This window comes from Paenibacillus aurantiacus (genome assembly GCF_042431225.1).
GTDB classification, from domain to species: Bacteria; Bacillota; Bacilli; order Paenibacillales; family Paenibacillaceae; genus Paenibacillus_Z; species Paenibacillus_Z aurantiacus.
The window spans coordinates 1-17,628 of sequence record NZ_JBHMDO010000039.1; the positions used below are offsets into that span (position 1 = coordinate 1).

At 55.4% G+C, this 17,628-nt stretch carries 15 protein-coding genes; 3 read left to right on the plus strand and 12 right to left on the minus strand.

Annotation, left to right across the window (positions count from 1 at the left end; translation table 11 throughout):
• Positions 1-75 precede the first annotated feature (75 nt).
• The 3 genes from ACFFSY_RS23895 to ACFFSY_RS23905 all read right to left on the minus strand — a co-directional run bounded on the left by ACFFSY_RS23895 (position 76) and on the right by ACFFSY_RS23905 (position 3,247).
• Positions 76-750: an NAD(P)H-dependent oxidoreductase gene (locus ACFFSY_RS23895; protein WP_377498839.1), complete on the minus strand. Its 675-nt coding sequence runs from the start codon at positions 748-750 to the stop codon at positions 76-78.
• A 154-nt stretch (positions 751-904) separates the two neighbouring features.
• Positions 905-2,464, minus strand: coding sequence for an FAD-dependent oxidoreductase (locus ACFFSY_RS23900; RefSeq protein WP_377498841.1), 1,560 nt, complete (start codon positions 2,462-2,464; stop codon positions 905-907).
• Between the two features lie 45 nt (positions 2,465-2,509).
• Entirely contained in the window at positions 2,510-3,247 is a 738-nt protein-coding gene (locus tag ACFFSY_RS23905; protein ID WP_377498843.1) for a GTP cyclohydrolase II, read from the minus strand.
• A 145-nt stretch (positions 3,248-3,392) separates the two neighbouring features.
• On the opposite strand from ACFFSY_RS23905, the gene ACFFSY_RS23910 reads away from it, so the two are divergent.
• Entirely contained in the window at positions 3,393-3,728 is a 336-nt protein-coding gene (locus ACFFSY_RS23910) for a L,D-transpeptidase (RefSeq protein WP_377498845.1), read from the plus strand.
• A 113-nt stretch (positions 3,729-3,841) separates the two neighbouring features.
• Here ACFFSY_RS23910 and ACFFSY_RS23915 read toward each other — a convergent pair whose 3' ends face one another.
• Positions 3,842-5,287: an aminotransferase-like domain-containing protein gene (locus ACFFSY_RS23915; protein ID WP_377499264.1), complete on the minus strand. Its 1,446-nt coding sequence runs from the start codon at positions 5,285-5,287 to the stop codon at positions 3,842-3,844.
• 140 nt (positions 5,288-5,427) lie between these two features.
• On the opposite strand from ACFFSY_RS23915, the gene ACFFSY_RS23920 reads away from it, so the two are divergent.
• A complete protein-coding gene (locus ACFFSY_RS23920; RefSeq protein WP_377498847.1) occupies positions 5,428-6,039 on the plus strand; it encodes a LysE/ArgO family amino acid transporter in 612 nt (203 codons plus the stop codon).
• Positions 6,040-6,141: 102 nt separating this feature from the next.
• On the opposite strand, the gene ytxJ is transcribed toward ACFFSY_RS23920, so the two are convergent.
• The 4 genes from ytxJ to ACFFSY_RS23940 form a co-directional block, all read right to left on the minus strand.
• Positions 6,142-6,477 (minus strand): bacillithiol system redox-active protein YtxJ, encoded by a 336-nt coding sequence (ytxJ, locus tag ACFFSY_RS23925; protein ID WP_377498849.1) that lies wholly within the window; start codon positions 6,475-6,477, stop codon positions 6,142-6,144.
• 264 nt (positions 6,478-6,741) lie between these two features.
• The gene (locus tag ACFFSY_RS23930; RefSeq protein ID WP_377498851.1) at positions 6,742-6,960 is read right to left on the minus strand and encodes a cold-inducible protein YdjO-related protein; all 219 of its coding nucleotides are present in this window, start codon (positions 6,958-6,960) and stop codon (positions 6,742-6,744) included.
• Positions 6,961-7,164: 204 nt separating this feature from the next.
• Positions 7,165-8,427 (minus strand): 2-oxoglutarate dehydrogenase complex dihydrolipoyllysine-residue succinyltransferase, encoded by a 1,263-nt coding sequence (gene odhB / locus ACFFSY_RS23935; protein WP_377498853.1) that lies wholly within the window; start codon positions 8,425-8,427, stop codon positions 7,165-7,167.
• An 87-nt stretch (positions 8,428-8,514) separates the two neighbouring features.
• Positions 8,515-11,409: a 2-oxoglutarate dehydrogenase E1 component gene (locus ACFFSY_RS23940; protein ID WP_377498855.1), complete on the minus strand. Its 2,895-nt coding sequence runs from the start codon at positions 11,407-11,409 to the stop codon at positions 8,515-8,517.
• A gap of 387 nt (positions 11,410-11,796) precedes the next feature.
• On the opposite strand from ACFFSY_RS23940, the gene ACFFSY_RS23945 reads away from it, so the two are divergent.
• Positions 11,797-12,405, plus strand: coding sequence for a P-loop nucleotide/nucleoside kinase family protein (locus ACFFSY_RS23945; protein ID WP_377498857.1), 609 nt, complete (start codon positions 11,797-11,799; stop codon positions 12,403-12,405).
• An 83-nt stretch (positions 12,406-12,488) separates the two neighbouring features.
• Here the strand turns inward: ACFFSY_RS23945 and ACFFSY_RS23950 are convergent, their stop codons facing one another.
• The 4 genes from ACFFSY_RS23950 to pucD form a co-directional block, all read right to left on the minus strand.
• The gene (locus ACFFSY_RS23950) at positions 12,489-13,883 is read right to left on the minus strand and encodes an immunoglobulin-like domain-containing protein (protein ID WP_377498859.1); all 1,395 of its coding nucleotides are present in this window, start codon (positions 13,881-13,883) and stop codon (positions 12,489-12,491) included.
• Between the two features lie 180 nt (positions 13,884-14,063).
• Positions 14,064-14,717 carry a cell wall hydrolase gene (locus ACFFSY_RS23955; RefSeq protein WP_377499266.1) on the minus strand — a complete coding sequence of 218 codons (654 nt, stop codon included), beginning with the start codon at positions 14,715-14,717 and terminating at the stop codon, positions 14,064-14,066.
• A gap of 117 nt (positions 14,718-14,834) precedes the next feature.
• A complete protein-coding gene (locus ACFFSY_RS23960; RefSeq protein WP_377498861.1) occupies positions 14,835-15,332 on the minus strand; it encodes a (2Fe-2S)-binding protein in 498 nt (165 codons plus the stop codon).
• On the minus strand, positions 15,332-17,623 hold the full coding sequence (pucD, locus tag ACFFSY_RS23965) for a xanthine dehydrogenase subunit D (protein WP_377498863.1): 2,292 nt from the start codon (positions 17,621-17,623) through the stop codon (positions 15,332-15,334). Before pucD ends, ACFFSY_RS23960 begins: the two co-directional genes overlap by 1 nt.
• Positions 17,624-17,628: the final 5 nt, after the last annotated feature.

The window sequence follows — 17,628 nt, forward strand, 5'->3', positions numbered from 1 at the left end:
AAAAGGTACCCATACACTAAACACTTTTTTTGAAGTGTCCAGTGTATGGGTACCAGTTTAGAGCCTTCCTCGCTTCTATTCCAACCATTGCACGACTTCGCTTGCCGGTCTTCTTGTCTTCGGCCGTTTCGGATCCGCAGCGCGGTAGCCGAACGCGACCATGACGGCGATATCGAGCTTGCCGTCTTCGAACAGCCCTTCATGCTCTAAGATGGCATGGACACGATCGAAGTTGAAGCCTTCGATCGGACATGAATCGATGCCGAGCATCGCCGCGGACGACATCATATTGGCTAATGCGATATAACATTGCTTGCAGGACCAATCGAAGAGCGTGCGATCGTTGTCCAGCAGATGAAAATCCTCTTCCTGGAACGCCTTGTACGTTTCGGGCACCTTGGCCAAAATATGCTCGGGCATCGCCTTCACCGTCCGGCATATATAATCAACATAGTCGGAATCGTAACGAACATCGCGTCTGGCCAAGATTGCGACGAAATGGCTGGCCGTCGGCAGCTGCTTCTGCGCCCCCCACGACGCTTCCCGCAGCTTCTCCCGGAGCGCTTCGTTCTGAATGACGACGAATTTCCAAGGCTCGTATCCGACGGAACTTGGTGACAAACGCCCCGCTTCGAGAATGACTTCGAAATCCTCTGCCGGTATCCGACGGTCTGGATCGAACGCTTTCGTCGCATGACGGAAATAATAGGATGCCATCAACTGCTCGCGGATGGCGGATTGGTCGTTCATCGCGATCGCCTCCTTATCTATCAACAACCTGTCATCATCCATCGTAAAATAAATCGGCGCCTAGAGCAAGTTTGAGGACGATTGGGGTAATGAGCTTTCGTCATGCGCAAAAAAAAAGCCCGTGCTCCCTTCGGATAAGGCACGGACTTCGTTCTCAGGATTTCATGATACGCTGCAGCGGCTTCTTCGCCGGCCCTTCCAGCACTTCGCCGTCATAGGCGAATCGCGAACCGTGGCATGGACAATCCCAGCTGCGTTCCCCTTCGTTCCACTCCACTTCGCAGCCCATGTGGGTGCACGTCGTATCCACGAGATACAGCTTGCCCGTATCGTCCCGATAAGCTCCAGCTCGCTTGCCGGCAATCGTGACAACGCCGCCTTCGTCGTGGCCGATGTCGTCCGGCGATTGCCGGATCAACTCGACTTTCCCTGCGACCAAATGCTTGAAGACGTCGGCGTTCTGCACGATTGCGTTCTTGATGTCCGGCACCGCGTGGAAGCGCTGCGGACTGAACAGCTCGGCGTAGGCGTTATCCCGTTCTAGGACGGCATCCGCAAGAATCGCCGACGCGTTCACGGCATTCGTCATGCCCCACTTGGCGAATCCCGTCGCCAGCAAGATGCGCGGGCGTTCCTCCGTCAACTTCCCGACGTACGGGATGTCATCGAGCGTAACCAGATCCTGCGCCGACCAGCGATACGGGATATCCTCCACTTGAAAATGTTCGAGCGCGAATGTTCGCAGCGATTCATAATAATCGATCGTGCACACGCCTTGTCCGGTCTTGTGCCCTTCGCCGCCGACGAGCAGCAGCTTGCCGCCGTCCGCGCTTTCGGCCAAGCGGATAGAGCGCTTTGGTTCGTCGGCGCTCAAGTACATGCCGCCTGGATAAGTCTCGCCCGTCCGTACGCCCAGCACATAAGAGCGTTCTGCATGCAGCCGCGCAAAATAGAGACCGTGCTTGTCGTAGAATGGGAAATGCGAGCAAACGAGCACGTGCTCGGCCATAACGCGAAGCCCCCGCTCCGTGATGACGGTCGGACGCGGCCCTTCCTCCTCAATCGTCTGCACGGTAGTCCGCTCGAAGATCAAGCCGCCTGCTTCCAATATAGCCGGCACGAGCGCAGACACGAATTGAAGCGGGTGAAACTGGGCCTGGCCTTTCATCACGACCGCGCCGTGATGAGGCACATTTAACGGCATGCTGTCCGTGAAGCCTCCCGGAATGCCGAGTTTCGCGTATGCGTCCGCTTCCTTCTCCAACTTCTTGATGGTGTCGACGGATTGGGCATAGATATAAGCATCTTGTTCGGAGAAGCCGCATTCGATCTGATGTTCGCGAATGAGTGACTTCACATAGGTAATCGCTTCGTTATTCGCCTCGTAATATTGCTTCGCGCTCGTCTCGTCATGGTTACGGATCAGCTTGTCGTAGATCAAATCATGCTGCGCCGTCAGTTTCGCCGTCGTGTGCGCCGTCGTGCCGCCTAGCAGCATATCGGCTTCGAGCAGCGCGACTTTCACCCCCGCCTTGGACAGCCGGTACGCGCTCAGAATACCGGCAATGCCGCCTCCCACGATAGCGACGTCCACCGTCAAATTGTTGCCCAGCATCGGCTGCGCCGGCGTCCTCGACGTCTCTTTCCAGAACGACTTTGGAAAATCCGGCAGTCCTCTTGCGTCCTTCGAATCTCTTGTATCCGTCGTTTCCATCGGTTATCGCCTCCAGCTGTATCGCTCTCTATGTGATTACCCCGATTAATCGTTGCAGCAACTTTCTTCCAGATGGCCCGAACGTTTTATTTTCGTCTGCAAATATTTCTCATTGTATTCCGACACATCGCCCCAGAGCGGTACACGATCCTCCACCGCCATGCCAGCCTCACGCAGCGCCTCGATCTTGCGGGGATTGTTCGTGATGAGCTTGACCGGCTTATCGCGCAGATGCCGGAGTACATGGATGGCATCGCCATAGCTGCGGGCATCGTCCACGAAACCGAGATTCAAATTCGCTTCGACCGTATCAAAACCGTTCTCTTGGAGGATGTAGGCCATCGCCTTGCTGAACAGACCGATCCCTCTGCCCTCATGATTCGCCAAGTAAAAAAGCGCGCCGGCACCATGTTTGGCGATCATGCCAAGCGCCTGATGGAGCTGATAGCCGCAATCGCAACGTTTGCTGCCGAAGATGTCTCCCGTATGACAAATACTGTGCATACGAATCAACGCCTCGTCCGCATGAGCGAAATCCCCGTAGACCAGTACGCTCGATTGCTGCATTTCCGCCAAATTCGCCGAAGAGAGCTTCTTGATGATCGTTTCCGCTCCGCCGGATGTGTTCTCGCACACGAGCCAGCAGTACCATTTGAACTGGAGCGTCTCGCCTTCGAGATTGATCGGCAGGTTGATCGGTCCTACCAGGTAGATCGCTTTGCCATCCTTGGGCAGCAGCTTGATTTTGTCCGCTAAAAGGTGTTGCACCTGTGTCGTCGTCATCGCAGTCCCCGCAGCCTCCTACGTATCCATTTCCCGTTTATTATGCCAGCCTTCTCCTGAAATATGAGCGGATAACGGCCATTGGCGTTTGTACCTGGCCATTACGCCCGAATGCGCATATGCTGTCACGAGGAGGGGAGCGACCATGGCCAATCGCATTATCGTCGATTTATCGGACCGCATGCTGTATTTACTGGAGGAGAACAAAGTCATCCGCGGCTTCCCTATCGGAATCGGGCGTATGCTCACGGGGACGCCTACGGGCGAGTATACGATCGTCAACAAGCAGGAAGATCCAGGCGGACCATTCGGCGTGCTCTGGATGGGACTATCAAAGCCGCATTACGGCATTCACGGGACGAATGATCCCGATTCGATCGGACATTTGGTCTCCCATGGCTGTATTCGGATGTATAACGACGACGTGCTGGCCTTGTCGGCGTTAGCGCCGGTCGGGACGAGGGTTACGATTCGAAAGTAAATCATGCTCGCAACATGCACATGCCGAACTGTATGACGAAGTAATCGGAGCAATATAAAGCAGTGTGCTGGAGAGGTGCTTATTGCGGCCAGCGGTGTCCATTGTTGTCGGTCCTACGCTTGTAATTGGGTTCGAATCAATCCAGCCAACCGTTCTATTCCTTCCGCGAGTTCAGGGAACGTCGCATAGGCATAAGACATCCGAAGATACGAGCCCATCGACCGATCGTAGATGCTGCCTGGATTAAGCAAGATGCCGGATTGCAGCGCTTCCTCGAACAAGCGCGCGACCGAGACTTGCGGATGCAGACGAACCCAGACATAGAAGCCTCCGCTCGGCTTCGTCCACTCGGCGATTCCGGTCAAATACCGATCCAGCAATTCCAGCATGCAAGCTCGCCGCTCATGCAACGCCGCTCTAAGTTCTGCTAGATGATCGTCGTACCGGGTGCTCGCGAACCATTCTGCCGCAATCGCTTGCGAGAACGAGCTGGAGCCGTAATCGGTTTGCATTTTGATGTCCGCTAGCCGATCCACGACCGAATGGGGTCCGATTATCCAGCCGATCCTAAGCCCGGGGCTGACGGACTTGGAGAAGCTGCCGATATAGAGCACGTTCCCCGCTGCGTCTCTCGCCTTGAGCGGCAGCGGCGGTGGCTCGTCCAGCCACAAATCGCGATACACATCGTCTTCGATGACCGGGAGTCTCTCCCGTTCGCTAAGCGTAACCAGCTCGCTGCGCCGGGCTTCCGACATGACGATGCCTGTCGGGTTATGGTAGGACGGAATCGTGTACATAATCGAATCGCGGGCGTTCTGCCTGTGCCGAGCCAAGTCCTTCAGCACGATTCCCTCGCTATCCATCGGCAGTCCGTTCAATCGCACGCCGGCGGTTTGGAACAGATGTAGTGAATTCAAATACGACGGCGACTCTACGAGGATCGACGACCCGGGTTCCAGCAGACCGATCGATATCAATTGCAGCGCCTGCAGTGCGCCGGATACAACCAGGATGGAAGATGGGGCGGCTTCAATGCCGATGCGCGCCATCCGTTCTGATATTGCCTCGCGCAGTCGCGGGCTGCCCTTCGCTTCCTCGTAGCCGAGCGTCAAGGCACGTATCGAGAGTGCCGCGAGGACGTCTTGCATGCGCTTGGCAGGGAGCAATTCAGGCGACAATTCGCCTGTCCCAAGACGAATGATGCCCGGTCGGAATTCCGCCTGATTGATCATTTGAACGATTTGCGAATTCGGCTGCTGCGTGCCTGCCGCAATATAGTTATGCCAATTCAACATGGGCTTGGATGCCAAGAGATCCCATACCGTGCTGACGACCCGCGTCCCTCCGCCCGCGTTGCCTTCGAGCAGCCCTTGCGCGATGAGCTCCTCCACTGCCGTCACGATGGTGCTGCGATTCACGCCGAACAGGCCGGCCAGCTGACGCTGAGGGGGAATACGCATACCGGGCGCCCATTCCCCGCTTATTATCTTTTGTTTGAGATAATGCTCAATTTGCCGGTGCAGCGGTTCCCGGGAAGAACGGTCCGGCCGCCAGTCCATACGGTCCAATATAGCCAAGCCTCCAAAAGTCGATTTCGTTCATTATACGATTTGGTTGGTTCATGCGCCATCCATTTGGTTGGAGACAGATGAACACGAATCCCTTACAATGAGCTTCATCATGTTTAGGGGGCTTCTTCGTGTTGACCGTTATCTTCCATGCGCTTGTTCTTTCGTTCAGCCTCATTCTGCCGCTTGGGGTTCAAAATGTGTTCATCTTCAATCAGGGCGCTTCAAGTCCTCGTTACCGACGCGTCCTTCCTGTCGTCGCCACCGCCGCCTTCTGCGACGTGCTGTTGATCGCGTTAGCCGTAACCGGCGTCTCGCTTATTATCCTCGTCCATAATTGGGTTCGCATTAGTCTGCTTATCGCCGGGGCCGCCTTCTTGACCTTCATGGGGGTTAGCATGTGGCGAGCCAGCCCGCAGCTTGCCGAGCGCCATCGCCAGCAGCTGCCGATTCGTCAGCAAATCGTCTATGCCTTATCCGTCTCGCTGCTCAATCCGCACGCTATTCTCGATACAGTTGGCGTGATCGGCACGAATTCCCTGCAATATACAGGTGCGGACAAAATCGTGTTCGCGGCAGTCTGCATGCTGGTGTCTGCCGTATGGTTCGCATCGCTTGCGTTCGCGGGACGTCTCGTAGGTAAACTCGACAATCGTGGTACATTCTTGCTCGTGCTGAACAAGCTGTCCGCCCTTATGATGTGGGGCATTGCAGCTTATATGGTTTGGGGATTGGCGGCCTGAGCCCGGCGCCCTTCCGGAGTTCGACGAGTTAAGTTCGCTATACGCAAGCATGACAAAAACCCTCCTGATGACGCATCAGGAGGGCTTTATTTGGTCAATCCGTTAGTCCAACACGGCCGCGATATGTTTCTTCGTCACCGACCAGTGCGAGCTATTCCACGCATTCTTCTTGTCCTTGAACAGGATAATTTGCGGCGAAGCATGCGTGACGTTCAAATCTTCCGCGATTTGATTCGATACCGGTCTGGACTCGATAACTTTGACGAGGTAGTAGTCCGTATTCGCATTTGGCGTATCTTTCAAGTAATCCTCGAACTCCTCCAGCGCGCTAGAGCTGACCGGACAACGTGTGCTGTGCTTCAAAATCAGCTGCTGCTTGCCTTCCGACTGTTCCAGCAAGCCATTCCATTCCTCAAGCGTCGTAATTTCTTTCCACATGGGACATACCTCCTTTAGTTCATGAATGGATGGGTGATTGCTGCCCGCTCTGCCGAGCGTTCAACCCAATCGTTTCTCCGAAAAATGCTGCCCATGCGATTGCATGTGCAAACCAATTTTCGATCCGACGAATGCTGCCCGCTCTACCGAGCGTTCAACCCAATCGTCGAGTACTTACAATATGTAATACACTATAATTCTAACTTAATCTTACTATACATGAATCAAAATGCGGTGCCAAGAAACTTTTTCCTTTGAGCTGTGCTAGAATAAGTCCTTCTTAACCGGCTTTTTCTTTTTGATTTTGTTCTGGAGTGCGGGCAAGTGGCGAATGCTCCGATGCATCGGCCCTTTGCAAATTGGACAGGTCGGCTCCGCCGTGGCTAATTCTTCGCGTACCCACGCTTTACACTCGGCATCCTTGCACTTATAAATTTTCGTCGGGACTAACTTGGGCTTATCTTGTTCTTCTGTCACCTTCATGCACCTCGCAATAGCTTTTCAACTGTTCTATTGTAACCGTCGCCCCCCGTAAAAGATACCCCCTTGGCAAAAGTGTCACCTGTCAACTCACGCTGTTTTCGCCAACAATAGGATGCTCGTTCTTATCCTTCCAATTCACACGCACAGAAGCCCTCGGTAAGCAGCAGGCTGCATTACCGAGGGCTTCTTGTCTAAGCAGAGTTATTAACCTTCCAAGAGAAGGGATTCTGGATCTTCAAGCAATTCCTTCACCGTCACGAGGAAACGAACCGCTTCCGCGCCATCGACGATCCGGTGATCATACGACAGTGCGATGTACATCATCGGACGATTCTCCATCCGTTCCGCGTCGATTGCTACCGGACGGAGCTGGATTTTGTGCATGCCGAGGATGCCGACTTGCGGTGCGTTCAAGATTGGCGTCGAGAGCAAGGAACCGAATACGCCACCGTTCGTGATCGTGAACGTTCCGCCTTGCAGGTCGGACAGGTCGAGCTTGTTCGTACGTGCTTTGCCTGCCAGATCGAGAATTTCTTTCTCAATGCCAGCGAAGCTCAGACGGTCCGCATCGCGTACGACCGGAACGACAAGGCCTTCTTTTGCCGATACCGCGATGCCGATATCGTAGAACTGCTTCACGAGAATATCCGAACCCTGGATCTCCGCATTGAGCAGCGGATAAGCCTTCAGCGCGCCAACCACAGCCTTCGTGAAGAAGGACATGAAGCCCAGGTTGACGTCATGCTTGTCTTTGAACGCGTCCTTACGGCGTTTGCGAACGTCCAGAATTGCCGTCATGTCGACTTCATTGAACGTCGTCAGCATGGCTGCTGTACGCTGCGCTTCAACCAAACGATTCGCGATCGTTTGGCGGCGGCGGGACATTGGACGGCGCTCGACCGGCTTGCCCGGGATCGCTGCAGGTGCGGCTGCTGGAGCCGCGACAGCTGCAGGCGCTGGCGCAGCTTCTACTTTGCGCTCTGTATGCCCATTAACGTCGCTCTTCGCAATGCGTCCGATCGGATCTGCTGCTGCAACTTGGCCAAGATCGATGCCGCGTTCGCGAGCCAGCTTGCGGGCTGCAGGTGTAGCAGCAACCGATGCGGCATCGTACGATGGAGCCGCTGGCTGTGCCGCCGCTGGTGCTGGTGTCGCTACCGCTACTGCTGCAGGTGCCGGTTCAGCAGCTGCAGGTGCCGCTTGAGCTGCAGGCGCAGGTGCGCCTCCAGCTGCCGCTGCGCCAATACGTCCGATGACGGAGCCTACCGCTACCGTATCGCCTTCTTGACTGATAATCTCAGCCAAGACGCCGCTTTGCTCGGCGCTGATCTCCAAATTGACTTTATCCGTCTCGAGTTCAACCAGCACGTCGCCTTGGTTGACTTGGTCGCCTACTTTCACGACCCACTTCGCAATTGTACCTTCCGTAATCGATTCGCCCATCTGAGGCACTATAACTTCGCTCATCCCGAAATCCTCCTTCAATTCATGCGAAAAAACCGTAGCTGCTGCTCTTGTTCGAGCGAACTCTCGCCGCTTGGGCGATGGATATGATTAACGAGCGCTTTGCGGCTCGCGAGACTTCCCTTTGCTTGCCAGCGAACTGCGGTCGAATGCGCCAGCAATGATCCGCTGCTGCTCTTGCGTGTGCACTTCCGTAAAACCGGTCGCCGGGCTCGAACGTTTCTGACGGCCAACGTAACGTACCGGCACCTCTTTCGGCGCACGTGCGACCAGGCGCGGTTCTACGAAGTTCCATGCGCCCATGTTCTGCGGCTCTTCCTGTACCCACACGATCTCCTTCAAGTTCGGGAACCGGGCGATCAGGCGCTCGATCTCGACTTTCGGGAACGGATACAGCTGCTCGATACGTGCGATGTGAAGCCAGCTCAAATCTTCCTTGTTCGCGTCGATTGCCGTGTCCAGATCGATCGCGATTTTGCCCGAGCAGAAAATCAGTCTCTCGACCGCTTCCGGCTTGCCGCCTAGCCCTGGCTGCTCCAACACAGGCTGGAACGACCCTTCGCTGAACGCGGATGGCGCGGATGCCACTTTAGGATTACGCAGCAAGCTCTTCGGCGACATCATGATCAGCGGCTTCGCCTCGACCGTCTCGGACAGCATGGCTTGGCGGCGCAGCAAGTGGAAATATTGCGCGGAAGACGACAAGTTCGCGATCGTCCAGTTCTCGTTCGCAGCTTGCTGCAGGAAACGCTCCAGACGTGCGCTGGAATGCTCAGGCCCTTGTCCTTCGTAACCGTGCGGCAGCAGCATTACAAGACTCGAGAACTCCGACCATTTGTCTCGGCCAGACGAAATGAATTGGTCGATTACGACTTGCGCCGCATTCACGAAATCGCCGAATTGCGCTTCCCAGATCGTGAGCGTCTCTGGCGAATATACGTTGTAGCCGTATTCGAAGCCAAGAACCGACTCCTCAGACAACGGACTGTTATAGACAGCGAAGGATGCCTTTGCTTGCGGCAGCGTGTGCAGCGGACAGAACTTCTCGCCCGTAACCGTATCGTGCATGACCAAGTTGCGGTGCGCGAACGTGCCGCGCTCGGAATCTTGTCCGGAGATACGGATTGGTTTGCCGTCGGCAAGGATCGTCGCGAACGCGAGCGCTTCCGCATGCCCCCAGTCGACCTTACCGCCTTCGTCCAGCATGGTTGCACGGCGCTTAAGGATCCGGTCAAGTTTGCCGTAGACGTTGAATCCTTCCGGCCACTTAAGCATCTCATCGTTGATCGCCTTCAGGTTCGCCAGCGGCACGGCGGTCGCCGTGTTCGCCGAGCGGCGGCGAGGCGGCGCATCGGATACGGCAGCCGGCAGCGATTTGGCGCCTGCCTCTTGCGGGCGTTTCGCCTCTTCGAGCGCTTCCTGAAGCTTCGCGACGATCTCTTCTTTCATCTTCGCGACTTGCTCCTCCGTCACGAGGCCACGCTTCTTGAGCGCTTCCGCATATTGCGTTCCCGCTGTTGGATGGTTGCGCTGCTTCTGGTACACGAGCGGCGAAGTAACGTCCGGATCGTCCGTCTCGTTGTGGCCGTTGCGGCGGTAACCGATCAAGTCAATCAGGAAATCTTTCTTGAACTTATGACGGTATTCGCATGCCATGCGAACAACCGCGAGACAAGCTTCAGGATCGTCTGCATTGACGTGAACAATCGGAATGTTGAAACCTTTGGCCAGATCACTTGCATAGTACGTCGAGCGGGAATCGCTGCTGTGCGTCGTGAACCCGATCCGGTTGTTGACGATAATGTGGAACGTCCCGCCGTTCTCGTAACCGATCAGCTTCTTGAAGTTCAAGGATTCCGCGACGATGCCTTCCCCAGCGAATGCCGCGTCGCCGTGCATAATGACGCATGCCGCTGCGCCGAACTCGGTCTTCGGATAACCGGCCGCGGTGCGGTCGTCTTGAGCGGCGCGCGCGAAGCCTTGGACAACCGGATTCACGTACTCCAAGTGACTTGGGTTGTTCGCTAGTGTAATGCGTGTCTCGACCGTCTCGCCGGCTTTCACCGAACGATGCGCGCCAAGGTGATATTTCACGTCGTCCGTCCAGCCGAAGTTAATGCCAGCCGAGCCTTCCGACGGTTCTTTATGCGGCGCGTGCAAGAACTCCGTGAAGATCTTGCTGTATGGCTTGCCAAGCACGTGCGCAAGCACGTTCAGACGGCCGCGGTGAGCCATCCCCATCATGATGTTCTTCGCGCCGTCATGCGCGACTTCGCGCACGATCTCGTCGAGCATCGGCACGAGCGCGTCGTTCCCTTCCAGCGAGAACCACTTCTTGCCGGCGAACGAACGGTGCAGGAATGATTCGAAATTCTCCACTTCCATCAGACGCTTCAACAAATCCGTGCGTTCCTTGGACGTAAGCGGCTTGGCCGCCATACCCGTCTCCGCTTGACGCGTCAGCCAATTGCGTTCATCTTCCGCATGGATATGGCCGAACTCGAATCCGAAGGACTGGGTGTATACGCGCTTCAATTCTTGAATCGCTTCCCATCCGTTCTTGATCGACTCCGGTGCATCTTCCCAAATCAGAGCTGCGGGGAAAGCCGCCAAGTCTTCTTTGGTTAAGTTATACGTTTCGGGCTCCAGCAGTCGCGTATCCGGCGGCGTGTCCGTTCCAAGCGGATAAATGTTCGCGGCCAGATGACCATGCGTGCGAATATTAACGACCAGCTTGCCAGCATCGACGAGCTTCTTATAATATGCCGGGTCCGGTGCTCCCGTCGCCGCAGGCGCGGTCCCAGTCGTTCCAAGCTGCGCCTCCGCAACCGGAGGGGGTCCCCACTGCTGAAACATCTCTTGGTAAGCAGCGTCTACCGAGGACGGATCTTGCGTGTATTTCTCATATTGTTCCTGAATGTAGCCCATGTTCGGGCCGTAATACAACTGCCAGGGCGACTGGCGATTCGATGAATTGACCGTCATGCCTGTTAACCTCCGCATTGTGTAGCGTACACAACATTAGTTCTTCATTAAAATTAGCCTGCTATTACTTTGCTCAACCATTGACTTGGTAAACCGCTTTTCTTCGAATTGCCCATAACCTTCAATGTTTCTTTACAATATTGCTCATCATCATCGTAAAGAAAAGCAAGCGGTTTTACAAATAGTAACCTTAGATGCAATTCATCTCGAAAACAGATAGATTGTGCTTATTTACTCTGCATAATTTCGATCGCCGACGATCCGTCTATTCGACGTTCCGCGCCGGACGCGGGATTGAATGAAAACGCTCTCTAAATTCATGCCTGGATGCATGTATGCGATTCTGTTAATATAATTAAGAAATTTAACAGCATGGAGGCATACAGATTGCAGAAACTGATTTTCTTCGTAGGCGTCGCGGGTACGGGCAAAACGACGCTCGCGCGCGTGTTGAGCAAGCAAATCCCCGCGGCTTTTCTGGACAGAGACACGATCGGCGGGCGATTCGTCGAACGAATGCTGGAGATGAATGGTCTGGACCCGAAGGATCGCGACTCCGATTTCTATAAGCAGCACCTGCGCGATTTGGAGTACGACACAGCCAAGGACGTATGTATCGAAAATTTGGCCGCTGGCCAGAACGTGTTTATGATATCCCCTTTCACCGCCGAGCTCAAGAACAAGCAATGGATCGAGGACGTCCTGACAGCCGCCAAGCTCAAAAAGTCGCAGATCGACGTCAAAGTGATCGTCGTCACACTTGAAAATATGGAACTCCAGAAGCTTCGCATCGTCGACCGCCAAACCGAACGCGATCAATGGAAGCTCGATCATTGGGACGATTTTGCGAAACGGGTGGATTTCGTGCCCCAAATCAATTGGGAGCTTCCCGCTTCCTCGATCCTCGTGTTCGATAACAGCGGAGCGCTAACGCCGCGCAAAGAACAGCATTTATACGATTTCGTCATGAACGAGCTGCCGATCCCCGCTACATAACCGAACATCGCGAAAGCCGGGTCCCTATTAGGGTTTCCCGGCTTTCGTATTGTCAAACGGTCAAATCGCACGAAACGTTCGGATTACGAGCGCGCCTTTACCACCAAAGAGAACACCTTGACGTCCGAAACGTCGTTGTACTTGACCGTCGCGAGCATGTAGACGAGCGTGTCGTTCGCGGGACGCACTACGCTTTTGCCATTGTCCGAGATGATACTTGGGTTGCTGGAACGCCAAGTCACGGCGCTACCGTTCGTGCCTTTGTCCGGCAGGCCGATCGCTTTGGTCACGCTTGCGGTGTTATCGCCTGATCCGAATTGCACGAATAGCGCATTCATATCGGCCGTTACCCGCTCGGCGTCCGACAATGAGGATTTGACAGTCAATTCGAATACTCTGACGTCCGAGTAGCCTCCGACGGTAAGAATGGCGGTCAAATACACCTTAATGGACGAAGTCCCGCTCGGCAGCTTTAATGTTTTGCCGTCGTTGGACAACACGCTAGGCGCGCTGGACGACCAGACGATCTTCGAACCGTTCTCTCCGGTCGACGGCAGATTGTCGAGCGGCCTCGTCACGCTGTCCGCATTGTCATTGCCACCGAAATCGATCGATAGTTTGTTCTTGTCGAGCCTTACGCGGTCGGCGTCTGTCGTGTGCTGCTGTTTGACGGTCAGCGAGAAAGATTTCACCTGCGCGGCGCTGCCATTGCGGACAACGGCGGTCAGCCTGACGATCGCATCCCCGGATCCATATGGCGGTCGATTGACGCTGACGCCATCCTCCGAGACGAGTTGCGGCGCGCTCGAATACCATTTGATGTCGCTCCCGTTGCTTCCCTTAACCGGCAGGCGCTTAAGCGGTTGCGTCACATAGTCCGCGCGGTCATCGCCGTTGAACGAAATGGCTAGCGATGCCGCGTCCAACGCCACCTTCTGCGAAGACGTTAAGCCCTGTCGCTTCACCGTTAGCTCGAATGTCTTCGTTTCCTTCGCGCGGCCGAGCTGGAGCGTGGCCATCACTATAACTTTTTTGTCCGTTTTGGCATGACGCGTTACCTTCTGACCGTTGTCGGAAATAGCGGACCTATCGGAGGATCGCCAAGTGATCTTCGAACCATTCGCGCCACGGCTTGGCAGCGAGAGCGGTCCGGTTACGTTCCCGGCGGAGTCGCCTTCCCGGTAGCCGATGCGAAGCGCTTCCTTGTCTTTGGCAACTTTCGCCGCGTCGGAGGTCGAAGAACTGTCGTTAGCGCTGCACTCTTTCTTGAAGTAATCGATGTAATACCGAATTTGCCATTTGGTACGATCATCATCTGCCTTATTCAACTTCTCCTGAAGTGAAGCCAGAATATCTCGACAGAACGCCGCATATTCCGAGCTGCCTTTCTTCGCGGATGATCCGCCCTCAGCCGAAACGGCGGTACCGCCGGATACGATCATTGCGGCGGCCATAAAACCGATTAGCCATCTTTTCACGTCCATCGCTCCTTTAACCGAGATAGATGCGCTTGATTGGGAAAATGCGCCAAATCGCAATCTACTACTTGAACGCTTCGGACGGCCGCAATGTTGCGCAGGTGGACAAGCAGAAACGAAAAAAAATCCGCATCTCTGCGGATTTTTAATATCATTAATTATTTTGTTTAATGCCGTTAATCACAAGGTGAATAAGTGATTCCCGATCTTCGTCGTCACTGTTCTCGAGTTCATCCAGGTCGATGTCGCGGTCACCGGATTGTAGTAGAACAATGCGCCTCTCGTCGGGTCGTTGCCCTTCACCGCTGCACGCGCTGCCGTAAAGGCAGTCTGATTCGGAAGCAGCCAGTATTGTCCGTCAGCCACCGCCGTAAACGCATAAGGCTCCATGATAATACCCGTGATCGTATTCGGGAATAGCGGCGATTGCAGACGGTTCATAATAACCGCGCCTACCGCCACTTGTCCGGTATAGGACTCGCCTCTCGCCTCGCCGTAGATTACACGCGCCATCTTCGCCAGTTCCGGCTTGCTGACCGTGAGCTTCTTCAGCTTCGTCCACGTTGCGGGACCGGCTATGCCATTAACCGGCAGACCGTAAGCCCGTTGAAAGTGGCGAACCGCTACTTGCGTCGACAGATTGAATTTCGTTCCGATCGTCGTGGTATAGTAACCGAGCAGCTGCAGACGGAATTGCAAATCCGGCACGTCGACGCTCGTGCTGCCCAATTTGAGCGTAGCCGGTGCTGCCGCATGAACTCGTTCCGCCGAGATTCCTGCCGATGCCGTAAATATAAAGCAGGCCATCAACATGACCAATGCACGTTTGATCATCATCGTGTATTCCCCCTATGCATGATGCTTGTTTGCCTCAACGAGCAACATATTAGCACGGGAATGCTTCGAGATGCGGTTCATGAGAGTTTATTAATATTTTATTAATGTTATTAATCATTCACTTTTCAACATCGCGATCGCCGTTTTGACTGCTCTCTTGATGCCCCCGTAGCCGGTACATCTGCATAGATTTCCGGACAACGCTTCCTCGATTTCTTCGTCGCTCGGATTCTCGTTCTCTTGAAGAAGCGCCTTGACCGAGACGACCATGCCCGGCGTGCAATACCCGCATTGATAGCCGCCTTCCATCAGAAATGCTTGCTGTATCGGGTCCAATCCGCTGCCGGAGATTCCTTCGATCGTCGTGATCGATTTGCCTTCGCATTGATAAGCCATGGTCAAACAGGAATTGACCGGCTTGCCGTCCACGAGAACCATGCAGGCGCCGCATCGTCCGATCTCGCAAGAACGTTTGGTGCCGGTTAAGCCTAGATCGTCGCGCAAAATATGAAGAAGCCGTTTACTCAGCTGTACGTCAAGTGTGAGGGACAAACCGTTCAGCGAGCATTGCAGCGTCCGTCTCCCGCTGTCGTTCAACGATTGTTCGAGCATTAGCCGCTCACCTCCTTCCCTATAGCAACGGCGGACTGCAGCAGCTCCGAAGGATCGATCGGGAGTTTCGTGACCCGCTTACCGACGGCTTGGAATATGGCTTCCGCAATTGCCGGCGCGAGTCCAACTGAACCGATTTCCCCTACGCCCCTTGGCCCATGGGGGTCGCCCTCGGGCAGGTCTTCGATTGGGAAGACTTCGAATCCGCCGCGGGAATCCGATATCGTCGGAATTAAATAAGTATCGAAGTTTTTCGTCATATAGTGTCCTTGCTCCATGAGCGCTTCTTCCGTAAGCGTATAGCCGAGCGCCATGCTGCTGCCCCCTTCGATTTGCCCGAGATAACCTTGCGGATTCATGACCGGTCCGGCCGCAATCGCATGGCTTTGGTCCGTGACCTGAACGCGGCCGGTCAGCGTATTCACCTCGACTTCAACGGCGACCGCCGCGTACGTGTAAAGCAAATGCGCGCCTACTCGCTTCGTATCCGATGCCGGAAAAATAAAATTCGTCTCGACCGCTATTTCTTCGTTCGTCCCGATAGCAAGATCCTTGTATGCGAGGACCAGACGCATCGCGCCCCCCATCTCCAGCACGCCGCCTTCGCCAAGTGTAAGTTCCTCCGCGGGCCGACCCAACTGGGCGGCCGCCTCTCTTAGAAGCGCGGCACGGAATGGTTCGCGCATCCGCCGCAGCGACTGCCACATCATGCTGGTCGCGCGGGATGCCGTCGTCGAGCCGCTGTCCGGCACCCGGTCGGTGTCCCCGATGACAATGCGGAAGTCATCCGGCGCGAAGCCGAACTCTTCAATTAACATCAGCTCCAAGGTAGCGATCAACCCTTGGCCGAACTCCTCGTAGCCGAACAGCGCTTCGATCTTCCCGTCCTGCGCTAGCCGAAGCCGACCGCCTGCCGGATCAGGGATGCCGAAGCCGAGTCCGGCGCCATGCATGACGAACGCCGCTCCAATTCCTTTGCGAATCCAGGGCGGAGATGTTGGATCGCAAGCCGCATCCGCGCACAGCCCGCGTCTTGCGAACAACGCTGATTGTCCGAGCGTCCGCCAAACTTGCTCCGCGCCGTTCGTCAGCGCGATGGGATGCCCGAACGGCCCCGGATCGTCTGCGCGTCTCATATTCCGTCGCCGGAATTCCCACGGGTCAATATCGGCAAGCCGGGCGAGCCGATCCATCTGTCCTTCCAACGCGAAAATCGCTTGATTGCCGCCGAATCCCCGGAATTCGCCGGACATGCCGTTGTTAGTGTGAACCGACACGCTGGATACGTGCACATGTTCGTATCGATAGGGGCCGATGACGTGCTCGACCGCGAAATTCAGCACTTCAGCTCCAAGCGTCGCGTAAGGGCCTGTATCGGCGATTATATGCACGTCGTGCGCCAAGATGCAGCCGGATGCGTCGATGCCGGTTCTCATCCTGATCTTCATCGGATGCCGCTTCAAGCCGGCGCGAACCGATTCCGCGCGGGAGTTGTGGATTTTGACCGGACGCCCTGTATGCAAGGCGAGCAGCGCGCCGTACGGTTGAACGTTCAATTCGTCTTTGCCCCCGAACGAACCGCCAATCGGGCTCGATACGATTCGGATGTCCGCCTGAGGCTTATCGAGTATGCGGGAAAGCTGCAGCCGGTCCATCAGGCCGTGCTGCGTAGGGGCGTATACCGTCAGCCTGCCGTCAGCTTCGGGGACGAACAATCCGCCCTCCGTCTCCATGTAAGCGTGCATTTGCCTTGGCGTTACATAGGTTTCTTCTACGACATGCACGCATTGCTCGAATCCTTCAGCGACATCGCCTCGCTCGTAACCAGCCCGATGCAAGACGTTGCCATGCGGATGCAGTTTCGGCGCGTCATCGGCCAGCGCGGCTTCCGGATCATCAATGAGTGGGAGCACTTCATACTCCACGTCAATGAGCGATAATGCGTATTCGGCTAGTTCCGGCGTATCCGCGGCAACCGTCGCGACCGCATCCCCGACATAACGCACGTAATCACGGCAGAGCACGGGCTGATCCTGAACGGCGATGCCGTATCCGTTCAATCCCGGCACGTCCCGCCAGGTCAATACCGCACAGACACCTTCTAATGCTTGAGCCTTCGTGGTATTAATTGAATGAATGCGAGCGAACGGATGAGGACTTCGCAGCACGCGACCGTGCAGCATGCCGGGCAAGCTCATATCCGTCAAGTACGTTAACGCGCCCGTAACCTTGGCCGGACCATCCGGTCGTATCCGCCAACGAGCGCCGCTTGAATCACGGTTTAACGCCATCGCTA

Coding starts and splice junctions, on each gene's coding strand:
- ACFFSY_RS23895 (WP_377498839.1), bottom strand. CDS start 750: ATGAACGACCAATCCGCCATCCGCGAGCAGTTGATGGCATCCTATTAT.
- ACFFSY_RS23900 (WP_377498841.1), bottom strand. CDS start 2,464: ATGGAAACGACGGATACAAGAGATTCGAAGGACGCAAGAGGACTGCCG.
- ACFFSY_RS23905 (WP_377498843.1), bottom strand. CDS start 3,247: ATGACGACGACACAGGTGCAACACCTTTTAGCGGACAAAATCAAGCTG.
- ACFFSY_RS23910 (WP_377498845.1), top strand. CDS start 3,393: ATGGCCAATCGCATTATCGTCGATTTATCGGACCGCATGCTGTATTTA.
- ACFFSY_RS23915 (WP_377499264.1), bottom strand. CDS start 5,287: ATGGACTGGCGGCCGGACCGTTCTTCCCGGGAACCGCTGCACCGGCAA.
- ytxJ (WP_377498849.1), bottom strand. CDS start 6,477: ATGTGGAAAGAAATTACGACGCTTGAGGAATGGAATGGCTTGCTGGAA.
- ACFFSY_RS23930 (WP_377498851.1), bottom strand. CDS start 6,960: ATGAAGGTGACAGAAGAACAAGATAAGCCCAAGTTAGTCCCGACGAAA.
- odhB (WP_377498853.1), bottom strand. CDS start 8,427: ATGAGCGAAGTTATAGTGCCTCAGATGGGCGAATCGATTACGGAAGGT.
- ACFFSY_RS23940 (WP_377498855.1), bottom strand. CDS start 11,409: ATGACGGTCAATTCATCGAATCGCCAGTCGCCCTGGCAGTTGTATTAC.
- ACFFSY_RS23955 (WP_377499266.1), bottom strand. CDS start 14,717: ATGATCAAACGTGCATTGGTCATGTTGATGGCCTGCTTTATATTTACG.
- ACFFSY_RS23960 (WP_377498861.1), bottom strand. CDS start 15,332: ATGCTCGAACAATCGTTGAACGACAGCGGGAGACGGACGCTGCAATGC.
- pucD (WP_377498863.1), bottom strand. CDS start 17,623: ATGGCGTTAAACCGTGATTCAAGCGGCGCTCGTTGGCGGATACGACCG.